This window comes from Archangium lansingense (assembly GCF_026626635.1).
In the GTDB taxonomy this organism is placed as follows: domain Bacteria; phylum Myxococcota; class Myxococcia; order Myxococcales; family Myxococcaceae; genus Archangium; species Archangium lansingense.
On the sequence record NZ_JAPNKA010000001.1, the window covers coordinates 11,643,078 to 11,656,149 of the forward strand.

Here is a 13,072-nt window from a genome sequence, read left to right on the forward strand (position 1 = left end):
TCGGGGGTGTGCCCTCATACGACGTCTTTTGCCTTGACAGCCATGCAGGCGACCAGGAGAGCGGTTGTCCCTCGGAGACTGTCTTTCTTAGAGGTGTAAGGAATTAGCGAAACCCGGCGGCCAGCCGAGCAAACCATGGGCTCGACGCGGCGCGTCGAAGCGGGGTAGCAGACGAGCGGCTGACTGCGTACCCGGGTGGTGTATGGTGCCCCCCCTCTGGGGTTACCCGTCCGAGGGGTGATCCGGGTGCTCCCATGCTCGTCCTGCGCGATGTCCAGAAGACCGACCTACCCGGCCTGAAGCGGCTCGCCGCGGTGCTCAACACCGTCAACCTGCCCAACAACGAGGAGACGCTCGAGGCCATCATCGACAAGTCCGTGAAGAGCTTCGCGGGCAAGGTGAAGAACCCCTTCGAGCGCGAGTACCTCTTCGTCCTGGAGGACGTGCGCAACGAGCTCATCATCGGTACGTCGATGATCATCGCGCAGCACGGCACCTACGAGGCGCCGCACACCTACTACGACGTCTCCGAGCGCGAGCACTACTCGGCCACCATCGGCCGGCACTTCCGGCACAAGGTGCTGTCCATCGGCTACAACTACGAGGGCCCCACGGAGATTGGCGGCCTGGTGGTGGATCCGCCCTACCGCGCCACGCCGGACAAGCCCGGCAAGCAACTGTCCTACGTGCGCTTCCTCTTCATGGCCATGCACAAGCGGCTCTTCCGCCCGCGGGTGCTCGCCGAGCTGCTGCCGCCGCTGCTGCCGGACGGACGCAGCCTCTTGTGGGAGGCGTGCGGCAAGAAGTTCACCGGCCTCACCTACCACGAGGCGGATCGCCTCAGCCGGCAGAACAAGGAGTTCATCAAGGAGCTGTTCCCCAACTCGGACATCTACGCGTCGCTCTTCCCCGAGCGCGTGCAGAAGGTGCTCGGCGAGGTGGGGCCCAACACCAAGGGCGTGCAGCGGATGCTGGAGCGAGTGGGCTTCCGCTACGTGGAGCGCATCGATCCATTCGACGGGGGTCCGCACTTCGAGGCGAACCTCTCGGACATCACCCTGGTGCGCCGCTACCGCTCGGTGAAGCTGGCGGAAGAGGACTTCGAGATGGAGGGCGATGACGTGCTCGTGTCCTACGAGCGCGAGTCGGGGCGCAACCGCTTCCGCTCGGTGCGCACCACGGCCCGGCTGGACGACAAGAACGCCTACCTGCCAGCGAAGGCCAAGGAGCTGCTGGACGTGCCCGCGGGCGCGAAGCTGTCCGTGATTCCCTTCGACTGAGGGGATTCGTCCATCACGTGTTGGCGGGCTCGGGTTGAGGACGCTCGATGAGCCCTGCCCGGTCGAGCAGCTCGCGGATGCGGGCGGTGAACGCCACGTGCTCGGGGTTACTGGCCGTCATGGGCTCGGGGGAGAGCACGAGGAGCCAGCCCAGCTCTCCCACCGGCTCGATGCGCACGGGCGCGGGTAGCGGCGGCAGCGTACCCAGGCGGCGCGACAGGTACGTCAGCCAGCCCACGCGGACCTCGAATCTGTCCTTCTCCATGAGGTCCACCATCTCCGAGGAACTGGCCATGGCGAAGTCGGGGTCCCACGCCGTGGCCACACTGGTGAGCACCTCGGCCAGCACGGGCGAGCGGACCAATCGTTCCCATACCGCGCTCGGCCAGAGTGGGTCGAGCAGGCACGAATTGGGCCCTCCCCACGGTGAGTATCCGCCACAAGTCAGGTGGACGTGGATGGCGTCCTTCTTGGCATTCCATACCATCTGGTGGAAGCCCAGATCCTCGATGACTTCCTTGCCGACGTCCGTGCGGCTCCTGCCCTTGAGGAACAGTGTCTCCAACTCCTTCATCTCCGGGCGCACGGGCCAGCCCGGCAGCTCGCGGGGGAAGCCACGGCCCGCCCGGTACCATTGGGCGAACGCCGGGTCGCACCGCGCCAGCATGTGGAAGAAGAGCTCCGCGCGCCGGGCGCACTCCAGCGCCGTCTCCTTGCGCGGGCCCCAGTACGCCCCGACGTAGTACTTGTCCGGCATGCGTGCTCCTTCCTACTGCACGGGCCGAGTATGGCGGACGGTGATGTTCTTCCATCCTCTATTCTTGAAGACTTCGCGAAGGAACTCCGCCACCTTGGCATCGGCGACATGCCAGCTCACCGGCATCGCAACCTGCTGGGCCATCTGCGATTGTCTCCTGGCCTGCTCCATCATCTCGTCGAACTTGCCGGAATTCACATACCAGTACTTGGGCGTGCCATTTGCCTCGAAGAAGGAGCAGTAGCCAGGGCCCTTGGCCTCCAGCAACTCCCCCAGCTTGATGCCGTCGAACTCCAGGTTCCCAATCATGTACACCCACCAGGCGGGCCGTCCCGTCACCTGCTCCTGGTAATCCAGGGAGCGCTTGGACCCGGTGGTGGGCTTCTTGTAAGTCCACCTGCCGGGGCTCTTCGCCGGAGCCGTCTTGGACGCCTTCCCCGCCTTGCCGCTCGCGCCGCCGCTTCTTCCGTGGCCCTTCCCCGCCATGTGGAGGATGGAGAGAGCGCCCAGGTCCATCGTCGTGCCCGCCGCCACCACGGCTCCATCCAGCACCAGCTCGCCTCGGGCCGTGAGAGACAGCACCGGTAGCTCCGCGCCCAGCCCGCCCATGCGTCCCACCGTGGCCCGCGCGCCCCCGAGCATCATGATGACGTGCGTGGACAAGCGCGCCGCCTCGCGTATCTGGTCCTCCCGGGACATGGCGCCGTAGCGCGCGAAGTACTCGGGCGAGGAGGCGATGAGCTGCGCCACCGTGGTGGGCAACTGCCCCAGGTCCTCCAGCGTGCGGATGGGGTGCAGTACGGTGTGCGCCAGCGCCATCGCCATCTCCGCCATGGCGTCCTGGGCTCCGTCGAGCGCGGCGTTGAACGGGTCTCTCCCCAGGCCCAGCTCCGCCAGGGGGTCGCTGTCCGCGCGCCGCAGGGCCTCGGTGACCGAGTAGAAGACGCCACCGTGCGAGAAGTAGAAGTCGCCCACCACGAGACTGCCCACCCGCCACTCGCCCTCCACGAGCTGGAGGTGGCCCCTGCGCTGAAGGGGAGTGCCCTCGAGCGCAGTCACCAGGTAGCCGTCCGGGCGCACCAGCACCACGAACCCGAAGCGCTCGGCACGCCACTTCAAATCGGCGTACTCCACGCGCTCGCCGCCTTCGAGCACCTCGCGCAGCAGCCAGGACAGCGCCCGGCGCGGGGCGAAGCTCCTCTGTGTCACGGGCGTCTTCGCCAGTTGCCTCAGAAGCTGGCGCGCCTGCTCCAGGTAGAGCGCCGCGCCCGCTGGGTGCCGGGCCTCCTCCCCGAGGCCGCTGGCCACCTGCACCACCTGAAAGGGGTCCTCCATCTGTTCGGAGAAGCCACCCGCGGCTCCCGCCGCATCTCCGGGCGGAGGCGTGGTGACCAGCCGCCTGGAGCTGTCGCGAAATGCAGTGGGCCGCGAGTGGAGACCGAAGCCGCTCGTCAGGCTCGCGCGCGGGTGGCCTGTGGCGCACCCTTCGAGGAGCACGGCCACGGCCAGGACCAGAACGACCGCGCCGAGCCGGCTGCTGTGCGCAACAACGAGACGCGTGGACAAGCCATACCTCCCCCAGCCGCATGGCTGAAACAGTCCCCTTGGACTTCACGGGCACAGGACAGGGGCGATCAAGTCATCAGGTAGGTGAACCACTGACCGCCTCACCAGGTAGGTAGAGCTTCGGTGAGAATGGAGCTGGCTGCTGCACGCCGTCTCGGACGCGACATGTCCCTGACGAAGCGGATTCCTCGCGGCGGCGGGAGGGGACTTCAGCAGGAGACCCCTCCCACTGGTAGACGCCTACCAGTGGTGTATGCCTTTTCCACGCCTCACTGGTAGACGTCTACCACCGAGCCGAGCCGGAGCCCGTGTTCGCCCACGCAGGGCCAGGCGGCTACCGGGCCCGGAGCGCCGAAGGAGGAGCCGTCGAGTCATGTTAGCCTCCAGACTTCGGAGGTAGCCTCCTTGAAGAGAGCTGCATTGAAGAGAGGGCAGGTCTACAGGCTGCCCCAGTCCGAGGAGAAGGTGGGCCAGTACCGCGTGGTGGGCCCGCTGGGCCAGGGCGGCCAGGGCCACCTCTACCTGGCCGAGTGGGAGGGCTGCTTCTATGTCCTCAAGCTCTACCGCAGCAACCCGGCGGACCCCTGCGGCGAGCTGGAGCTGGACATCCTCCGCCACCTGGAGCACCCCAACGTGGTGCGGGTGCTGGGCCATGGCCACTGGCCGTACCCGGAGGATGGCTACCTCTACATCGCCATGGAGCAGGTGGAGGGACAGACGCTGTTGAGGCACACGCTGGAGCACAACCCCTCGGCCCGTTGGGGCGCCACGTTCATGCAGGAGGCGGCGCGGGCGCTCGCGGTGGTGCACCGCCGGCGCGTGCTGCACCGGGACATCAAGCCGGACAACCTGATGGTGAGGGAGGAGGACGGCAAGCCCGTGTGGGTAGACTTCGGGGTGGGCCACCTGGAGGGCCGCACCACGCTGCCGAGGCTGTGGAGACTGCCGCCGGGGACGCCGGAGTACACCAGCCCGGAGGCGTACCGCTTCCTCCAGAAGAACCCGGACGAGGAGGCGCGTTACCAGCCGGGTGTGGCCGACGAGGTGTGGGCCTTCGGTGTCACCCTGTACGAGCTGTTGACGGACGAGCTGCCCTTCGGCTCGCGCATGAGTAATCCCCACATGGTGAAGGACATCCGCACTCGGACTCCGGAGGCGCCGCACGAGAGCAACCCGCGCGTGCCGGTGGAGCTCAGCCGGGTGTGCATGCACCTGCTGGAGAAGGAGCCCGGGGCTCGGCTGGTGGACATGGACGCGGTGGCCGCGGCGCTGGAGACGGCGCTGGCCGGGGCCGACGCAAGCTGGGACGTGCCGCTGATGGACCCGGACGCGCCACAGGTGCGCACAACGGAGCGGACCCCCAGCAAGGTGGTGGACCGCAACACGTGGGAGCGCGTCCAACAGGAGATGAAGGCGGCGATGCCCCGGCGTGGGCGGGTGCGCAAGGCCCGGCGCAAGCCGCCGCCCCCGCCGCAGGCGCCTGCCGCAGTCGCGGCGCAGTTGAAGCAAGAAGAGCCGGTTGCGCCCCAGCCAGTGGCCGCCCCGGTGCTCGAGGTGGAAGGAGCCGCCCTCGTCGTGGCGGCTCGCGCGTCCGTCCCTGCTCCTCCCGCGCGCTCGGGCCCGCCAGCGCGTGTGCTGGCCGTGACGCTGCTGGTGGGGGCGCTGGTGCTGGCCGGCACGTGGGCCCTGCGCTTGCGCACGGATTCCGGTCAAGCGCGCGCTCCGGCACCAGCACCCTCCGTGGCACCGCTACCTCCCGGGTGGTTGGCGAGCAGCCCGACGCTGCATGCCTATCTCGTCCACGAAGTGGCGGTGTCGAGCGGGTCATCCGAATCTGGGAGGGGCGCGGTGCCCTTCCTGGCTCCTCCCCCCGCGCCCACCTTCGCCACCATGCTCCGCAAGAACGACACCCGCTTGAAGCCCGAAGAGAAGTCCACCCCGAGGCCGCAGCGCCAGGCCCCGGGCTGTGTCCCCGCCCGCCAGGAGATGTGTCTGGTGGGCATCTGCACCGTGTTGCTCACCGGCTGTACCGCCACGCCGCAGGTAGTGCGTCCAGAGCCCAGGCCCGCCGACTGTCCTCCCGGCGCCCTGGAGGCCATGAAGGAATTGGACGTCCCCATCAAGAGCGACACAACGGCCGGTGTCACCTTCCCCATGGACACACGCGACGCGAGTCCTGTGACCGTGAATGAGTCCACCCCGGTGCAGATGGGTGAACGCCTGGGGAAATTGATCGCCAGGCTCCACGGGCGGATCCACATCGGAGCGGAGCGCATCTACGGCCGCTTCACCGAAGCCAGGATGCAGGGAAAGACGTACCCGGTCTGCGTGGAGCTGGGCCAGTGGAAAGGAACGAGATGGATCCCCGGCGTGGAGCGGGAGGACGTCGGGGGCCCCGCCGACTCCGCCGTGGTCTGGTCCACGCAGTACGTCAAGGCGGTGGACCACTTCGAGTAGGCCGGGGCGGCATGAAACGAGACGGTGTGGTAGAGCCCGACGTCCCCGGTCACCACGCCCCGCCTTCTCCTGGAGGTTGACTCCCCCGTGTCCCTCGCGTCCCCCGTGGGCCTGCTCGCGCTGGCCCTCCTCGCCACTTCCCCCAAGGCCGCCGAGCCGTCACCTCCGGACACCTGTGAGACGGCGAGCCCCCTCATCGTCCTGACGGATGAGTCCACCGCGAATCCCCCCGTGGTGTGTATCAGCCCGGACCTGTCCCTCACCTTGCGCTTCGACTCGCTGATTCAGCCTGGCTCCGAGAAACTTCAGGAGCGCGAGCGCTTCCAGGAAGTCAACCCTGGGGAGAGGACACTCATGCTGGTGCCCCCGGAGCGGCTGGTGGCCGGGGAGCGCTTCAAGGTGGAGGTGTGCTTCGCGGATGGCGCGGCCCCGGCTTGCGCCACCGTGCTCCTGCTGGCGCACCCGGCGCTCGGCATGCAGCAGGTGAAGGTGTTCCGCCAGGCGCTCCCGGTGGCGTACTTCCGGGAGGTGGCACAGGAGGCCCAGGCCGACAACCAGCGGCTGCGCGAGGAGGTGCGGCAGTTGCGCGCCGAGCGCGTCATGCCAGACGGGCTGCGAGGCGTGTTCGCTTCGGAATTGCTGACAGAGGCGGGCATTGTGTGCACGCAACTGTTGAACATCGTCACCGCGGCGAAGGGGAGTGCACTTGGCTTGCTCGACATCCGCAGTTGCCGCGCCAAGGACCGCGTCGCGGTGGAGGTGAAACTCAAGAGACCCACCACGGCGGCCTGGACGGCGGCGGGCGCGGTGCTGCGTGGGCCCAAGGGTGAAGTGTTGAAGCCGCTGCCCCTCTGGCAACCGGAGCCCATCCCGGGAACTGAGGCCCCAAACTGGGTCAGCGTGGTGGTGGAAGTGCCGGCCACGGCGGCGGAGGCCCGGGGCACGTACACCCTCACGCTCTGGGACGCGGAGCGCCAGCGCACCGTCAGCCTCGGGAACGTCACCTTCCCATGAAGCGGACCCGCCCGTATGTGCTTCACAGCTTTCCGCGCGTGACAACCGTCCGGTGACCCCACTGCTCCGTCACCTCTTGGATGAACCGAGGTGGTTCGCGGTCATGCGCTCCCGCGGACGTCCTGTCCGGGCACCTGCTCGTGTCACTCGCTGGCGGACCCGGGCTTCGGACGTTCGATGAGACCGGCCCGGTCGAGCAGCTCTCGCACGCGGGCGGTGAACGCCACGTGCTCGGGGTTGCTCGCCGTCATGGGCTCGGGGGAGAGCACGAGGAGCCAGCCCAGCGTCCCCACCGGCTCGATGCGCACGGGCGCGGGCAGCGGCGGCAGCGTCCCCAGGCGGCGCGACAGGTACGTCAGCCAGCCCACCCGCACCTCCCGCTTCCGCTTCTTGATGAGGCGCACCATCTCGGTTGAGCTCGCCATGGCGTAGTCAGGGTCCCACGCGGTGGCCACACGGGTGAGCACCTCGGCCAGCACCGGGGCGCTCAGTATCCGCTCCCGCCCCGGGCCCTCCTCGGGCGGGTAGAACAGGCAGGTATTTCCTGCTCCAAAGGGCGAGTACTCACCGCAGTGAAGCTCGACGCGGGTCCGCTCCTTCTTCGCATTCCACACGTGCTCTCTGAACCCGAGATCCTCGATGACCTTCTTACCCAAGTCCGTACGATTCCTGCCGTGAAGGAACAACTGCTCCCACTCTGTCTCCTCCGCGCGAACAGGGTGACCCGGCAGGTCGCGGGGGGCTCCACGCCCTCCCCGGTACCACTGGGCGAACGTCGGGTCGCACCGCGCCAGCATGTGGAAGAAAAGCACCGCGCGTTGGGCACACTCCAATGCCGTCTCCTTCCGCGGGCCCCAGTAGGCCCCCAGGTAGTAATCCTCCTGCATGATGGCTTCCTTCTCTACCGTGCTGCCGGTGTATGGATGACGGTGATGTTGTCCCATCCGTTCTTCTCGAAAAGTTTTTGAAGGAAGTTCGCGAACTCCACTTCGGCCACGTGCCACACCACCGGCAGATTCAGCGTCTCGGCTACTTTCGATTGCCGTTCCGCCTGCTCCACCAGCCCTTTGTAACCCTTTCCAGGTTCGAACCAGGACTTGGCCGCACCGTCTTTCGCGAGGAAGTGCTTGTAGCTTCCCCCCTTGGCCTCCAGCAGCGCCTTGCCGGTGAAGCCGTCGAACTCCACCGCACCAACCATGTACACATACCAGGCGGGCCGTCCCGTGATCTGCTCCTGGTAATCGAGAGCCTGCTTTGACTCGGTGGTGGGCTTCTTGTACGTCCACTTTCCGGGACCCCGCGCCGGAGCTGTCTTGGAGCCCTTCCCCGCCTTGCCGCTCGCGCCGCCGCTTCTTCCCCCGCCCTTCCCCGCCATGTGGAGGATGGAGAGGGCGCCCAGGTCCATCGTCGTGCCCACCGCCACCACGGCCCCACCCAGCACCAGCTCACCCCTGGCCGTGAGTGACAGCACCGGCAGCTCCGCCCCCAGCCCGTTCATGCGTCCCACCGTGACCCGCGCTCCCCCGAGCATCAGGATGATGTGCGTAGACAGGCGCGCCGCCTCGCGTATCTGGTCCTCCCGCGACATGGCGCCGTAGCGCGCGAAGTACTCGGGCGAGGAGGCGATGAGCTGCGCCACCGTGGTGGGCAACTGCCCCAGGTCCTCCAGCGTGCGGATGGGGTGGAGCACGGTATTGGCCAGTGCCAGCACCATCTCCGCCATGGCGTCCTGGGCCCCGTCGAGCGCTGCGTTGAACGGGTCCCTCCCCAGGCCCAGCTCGGCCAGGGAATCGCTGTCCGCGCGCCGCAGGGCCTCGGTGGCCGGGTAGAAGACGCCCCCGTGCGAGTAGTAGAAGCCGCCCACCACCAGGAGGCCTACCCTCCACTCGCCCTCCACCAGCTTCAGCGGGCCCCGGCGCTGAAGAGGAGTGCCGTCGAGCGCGGCCACCAGGTAGCCGTCCGGGCGCACCAGCACCAGGAACCCGAAGCGCTCGGCCCGCCACTTCAAGTCGGCATAGTCCACGCGCTCGCCGCCCTCGAGCACCTCGCGCAGCAGCCAGGACAATGCCCGGCGCGGGGCGAAGTTGCGCTGCGTCACGGGCGTCTCCGACAGATGCCGCAGAAGCTGGCGCGCCTGCTCCAGATAGAGCGCCGCGCCCGCCGGGTGCCGGACCTCCTCCCCGAGGCCACTGGCCTCCTGCACCACCTGGAAGAAGTCCTCCGTTTGCTCGGGGAAGCCGCCCGCGGCGCCCTCTCCGGGCGGAGGCGGGGTTGCTGGCTCCCATGAGGAGGCGCTGTTGCGGTGTTCGGTAGGCAGCGAGTGGAGACCGAAGCCGCTCGTCAGGCTCGCGCGCGGAGGGCCCGTGGCGCACCCTTCGACGAGCACGGCCACGGCCATGGTCAGGATGAGCGCACCGAGCCGGCACCTCTGCGCGCCAACGGAATGAGTGGACAAGCCGTATCTCCCCCAGCCGCATGGCTGAAACAGCCCCCTGGACTTCAGGAGGACAGGGCAGGGGCAGTCAAGCCTTCAGGTAGGGAAAGACAGGGCTTTCCCAACGGGTAGGGAGGGACGTGGTGGAGGGACGCCACCCCGGAGGGCTCAGGGCGTGTCCGCCTGGAGCGCCAGCGAGCGCATCACGCCGAGCAGACACGCGCACAGCACCGGCGGCAGCTCTCCGAGCGTGGGCTGGCCCTCCTGTGCGAGGCCGTGGCGCTGCCGGTACTGCGGCTCGAGCGTGTACTCGAGCTGCCCCAGCTCCACCCGCTCCTCCAGCTCGAACTGCCGCTGGATGGGGGAGTGGAGCACGCGGAAGGCCACCCCGTGGTTCGTCAGGGCGCGCGCGTGCTCGTGGAGCATGCCGCTCTCCCCCACCGGGGCCCGGCACCCGAGCCGCTCCAGGGTATTCCTCAGCCGGCTGGCCCACAGGGACACGCCCTGGAAGCGGGTGATGGCCGTGGCCCCGCGCTCCGCGTCGGTGGGTCGGAGGGCCTCGCGCTGGAGCTGGTGGAAGGGCTGCACGAGCCGGTAGTCCGCCAGGTGCTCCCCCCACAGCGCGTGCGTGCGCTCATCCTCCAGTACCGGGTGCCAGAGGCCGACGCGCTCGGAGGGGTGCAGGCGCACCTCCGCGTTCTGCGCGTCCACCAGCGTCCCGTCCTCCGCGACGCGGAAGGAGCCCACCACCTCGCCCGTGGGCGTGAGCCGGGACCAGAGCACGGGCTGGATGCCGAGCCGCAGCACCGGGTGGCGCAGGAAGAGCCGCTGCCAGCGCTCCAGCGGGTAGTCGTCCTGGACGAAGAGCACCTCCTCGAGCCGCGCGAGCTGCGCCTTCAGCACCGGCTGGAGGTTCTTGCGGAGCACGTCGAAGCGCTGCTTGCCCTCCGCGTGCTTCACCGGGTCCTCGTCCTTGCGGAGGGCCGGGAAGGACTGCGTCACCCTGCCGCCCTCGTGGTGCACCTCCAGCGAGAGGTCCGCCCGCACCTTCACCCGGAGCCGGCGGGGGCCCAGGTCCACCACCAGGCCCTCCGGCGTGAGGCCCAGGTCCGGCACCAGCTCCTCGCGCAGCTGCTCGGGTGTCAGGCCACGCGCGGCCGCGGCCTCCGCGAGCCCCTCGCGTGCGTTCTGCACGAGCGACTCGGTGTACCTCCCGCCCGCGGAGGCGATGCGCTCCAGCTGCGAGAGGGCGAACACGGTGCCCATCCTGCCGAGGGCGCGGATGGCGGTGTTGGCCTTGGGCTTCTGGTGGCGGCGCCACGCGTCAATCTGGCGGCAGATGGTCGTCACCGCCTCGTCCCCTCCGTACTCCGCAATCAGCGAGAGCATCCAGGCGGCGCCCGTCTTGCCCTTCACCGAGAGCCAGCTCTCCAGCGCGTGCCGCCCGAGCGCTGGGAGCACCTGAGGGGGGAGGTGCCGCTCGAGCAGGTGCCGGAACGGGCGGGGCAGCCGCTCCTCCCCCAGCTCCCTGGCCTGCATGAGCAGCCACCGCACCGGCAGCTCCCCGAGCGGCGCGAGCGCGGTGACGAGTGAGAGCCCGCGAAGGTCCTTCGGCACCGCATCCGCGCCCTCGGCCCGGGCGAGCTCCGCCCAGGCCTCGAGCGGGAGCGTGCGCTCCGGGTCCAGAAGGGAGACGTCCTCGCCGAGCGCCTCCAGCCGGTCCAGGAGGAGGCCCCGGTCCACGGCCGTCAGCTCCGGCCGCGTGCAGAGCTGCCGGAGCACCTCCACGGCTCCGTCCACGCGCGAGCGGCAGAGCGCCTGGAGAACCGCGCGGCGCACGCGGGGGTGCGCATCCGAGGCGAGCCCCGCCTCCACCACCTGGCGCGGCGCGGCCCGGGCCAGGAATGTCTGCACGGTGCGGACGGGCTCGAGCGCCTGCGTCGTCGCGAGGAGCGCGCGGACCGCCGGCACCAGGGCCGGCAGGGACTCCGCAGGCAGCGCGGCGAGCGGGGAGCCGTCGCGGAAGGACGTCGAGGTCGTCTGCGCGAGGGTTTCCGGATGGAGCGTGAGCGCATCCAGCGCCAACGGGCGCAGGCGCTCACGCTCCGCGCCCGCCTCCTCCCGGGACTCCGGCACCCCGGCCATGCGCGCAGCCAGCGCCGCGTCCTCCACACCCGTCAGGACGGCATGGACGGCCTTGAGCCGCCCGAGCAGGGTGAGCGCCGCCACGCGCGAAACCGCCGCCTCCCCCCGCAGCTGCTCGCCCAGCTGCACCGCGGAGAGCCGAGAGAGGTCAGTGCGCTCGGGCTCGGGGGAAGGCGCGTCGAGGATGGGAGCAGGATCGGGAGTGAGGGGGAGCATGGGGGCCTCCGCTCTTATAGCAGCCGGGCGCGGCCTCCTGGACGGCAGACGTTGGCATCCTAAATCCTACTGTCCACGTAACCAGGGCAAGCCCACAGCTCGAAGAGCTGAAAGAGTGGTCTTTCCCAATGGGTAGGATGGAATCCCAGGGTGAGACCGCACGGCCCCACCTGGCTCAACGCGAAAGGGGCTGGCGCACCACGCGGTGCTCGCCGCGTAGCAGCGCCAGCCACCGCTCCCCGGCATCCACCGAGGGGCCCCCAGGTTCGGCCACCGCCAGCGGCAGGTGAGTCTCCCGGGTAACGGGGTCCAACGAGGTGGGGTCCAGGTCCAGCGTGCCCCCTCCCGCGAGGCCCACGCGTACCCAGGCATGAGGCCGCGCAGGGCCGCCGTCCACGACGAGCAGTCCGTGCACCAGCGCCACCTTCTGCCCACGCGCCGCTGCCCAAGCCGCGAAACGCAGCGCATGCGCCAGACACCCGCCCGCTTCGCCCTCGCCCTTGTCGCTCCAGTCCGCGGCTCCCGGGCCCTTCTCCGGAAAGGCCGCGTGGACCGCCTCCGCGAGCGTCCGCGCGTCCCCGGCCCGCCAGTCCGTCAGCCAGCCAGGCCGTGTCACGAGAGGCCAGGAGGGTGAGAAGGCGAGCGGACCCGCTCTCCCTTCCACGGGTACGCCCTCGGCGAAGAGCTCCGGTGGTGGCCTCAGCCGTACGCCCGGTGCAACCGAGGTGAAGCGCGACTCTCCCACATCCAACGTCACCATCCGCCCGCGCTCGTCATAGCGCGCGGTGAAGGGCTGGCCGAACATCGTGCCCTCCACCGCGTCTCCGCGGACGGCGGTGACACAGTGGGGCCCCTCGCGGCCGGACAGCTCCTCTCGCCCCGACACACATCCGGGAGCGCGAGGACCCCGCCACAACCACAACGCCTGCGGAATGCTCGCGCGCCCCACCACGGTCTCTCCCGGTCCCACCACCAGGGAGACCTCCCGCACGCGCTCGCCCATGTGCTCTCCCCGGGTATGTAGGTGACGAGAGGTATAGGTGAAGCGCGTCACCTCAGGTGTGAGGGAGAGAGTGACCGTGCCCACGGGCACGCCCTTCCAGGCGAAGACGAAGCGAGCCGTCTCCTCGGGAGAGGGAGTCGACGCGGTTCCCCCCGCAGGCAGAGCGAGCAGGAGAGCGGGGACAAGGGCAAGCACACTCC

Annotated in this window: 9 protein-coding genes; 3 read left to right on the forward strand and 6 right to left on the reverse strand. The window is 69.3% G+C overall.

Annotation, left to right across the window (positions count from 1 at the left end):
* Nucleotides 1-254 precede the first annotated feature (254 nt).
* On the forward strand, nt 255-1,280 hold the full coding sequence (locus OV287_RS46510) for an arginine N-succinyltransferase (RefSeq protein WP_267540510.1): 1,026 nt from the start codon (nt 255-257) through the stop codon (nt 1,278-1,280).
* A gap of 13 nt (nt 1,281-1,293) precedes the next feature.
* Here OV287_RS46510 and OV287_RS46515 read toward each other — a convergent pair whose 3' ends face one another.
* Both OV287_RS46515 and OV287_RS46520 read right to left on the reverse strand, forming a co-directional pair.
* The gene (locus OV287_RS46515) at nt 1,294-2,037 is read right to left on the reverse strand and encodes an Imm52 family immunity protein (protein WP_267540511.1); all 744 of its coding nucleotides are present in this window, start codon (nt 2,035-2,037) and stop codon (nt 1,294-1,296) included.
* Between the two features lie 12 nt (nt 2,038-2,049).
* Complete coding sequence (locus tag OV287_RS46520; protein ID WP_267540512.1) at nt 2,050-3,603, reverse strand: Tox-REase-5 domain-containing protein; 1,554 nt, start codon at nt 3,601-3,603, stop codon at nt 2,050-2,052.
* 420 nt (nt 3,604-4,023) lie between these two features.
* On the opposite strand from OV287_RS46520, the gene OV287_RS46525 reads away from it, so the two are divergent.
* Both OV287_RS46525 and OV287_RS46530 read left to right on the forward strand, forming a co-directional pair.
* On the forward strand, nt 4,024-6,060 hold the full coding sequence (locus OV287_RS46525; protein WP_267540513.1) for a serine/threonine protein kinase: 2,037 nt from the start codon (nt 4,024-4,026) through the stop codon (nt 6,058-6,060).
* Between the two features lie 87 nt (nt 6,061-6,147).
* Nucleotides 6,148-7,074, forward strand: coding sequence for a DUF2381 family protein (locus OV287_RS46530; protein ID WP_267540514.1), 927 nt, complete (start codon nt 6,148-6,150; stop codon nt 7,072-7,074).
* A 143-nt stretch (nt 7,075-7,217) separates the two neighbouring features.
* Here OV287_RS46530 and OV287_RS46535 read toward each other — a convergent pair whose 3' ends face one another.
* The 4 genes from OV287_RS46535 to OV287_RS46550 form a co-directional block, all read right to left on the reverse strand.
* On the reverse strand, nt 7,218-7,961 hold the full coding sequence (locus tag OV287_RS46535) for an Imm52 family immunity protein (protein ID WP_267540515.1): 744 nt from the start codon (nt 7,959-7,961) through the stop codon (nt 7,218-7,220).
* Between the two features lie 14 nt (nt 7,962-7,975).
* Complete coding sequence (locus tag OV287_RS46540; RefSeq protein ID WP_267540516.1) at nt 7,976-9,529, reverse strand: Tox-REase-5 domain-containing protein; 1,554 nt, start codon at nt 9,527-9,529, stop codon at nt 7,976-7,978.
* 147 nt (nt 9,530-9,676) lie between these two features.
* Nucleotides 9,677-11,869 (reverse strand): DUF4132 domain-containing protein, encoded by a 2,193-nt coding sequence (locus OV287_RS46545; RefSeq protein ID WP_267540517.1) that lies wholly within the window; start codon nt 11,867-11,869, stop codon nt 9,677-9,679.
* A 175-nt stretch (nt 11,870-12,044) separates the two neighbouring features.
* Complete coding sequence (locus OV287_RS46550) at nt 12,045-13,067, reverse strand: lasso peptide biosynthesis protein (protein WP_373371880.1); 1,023 nt, start codon at nt 13,065-13,067, stop codon at nt 12,045-12,047.
* Nucleotides 13,068-13,072: the final 5 nt, after the last annotated feature.

Excerpts from the sequence above, each read along its gene's own strand:
- OV287_RS46515 (WP_267540511.1), bottom strand. The coding sequence starts at position 2,037 with ATGCCGGACAAGTACTACGTCGGGGCGTACTGGGGCCCGCGCAAGGAG.
- OV287_RS46545 (WP_267540517.1), bottom strand. The coding sequence starts at position 11,869 with ATGCTCCCCCTCACTCCCGATCCTGCTCCCATCCTCGACGCGCCTTCC.
- OV287_RS46535 (WP_267540515.1), bottom strand. The coding sequence starts at position 7,961 with ATGCAGGAGGATTACTACCTGGGGGCCTACTGGGGCCCGCGGAAGGAG.
- OV287_RS46510 (WP_267540510.1), top strand. The coding sequence starts at position 255 with ATGCTCGTCCTGCGCGATGTCCAGAAGACCGACCTACCCGGCCTGAAG.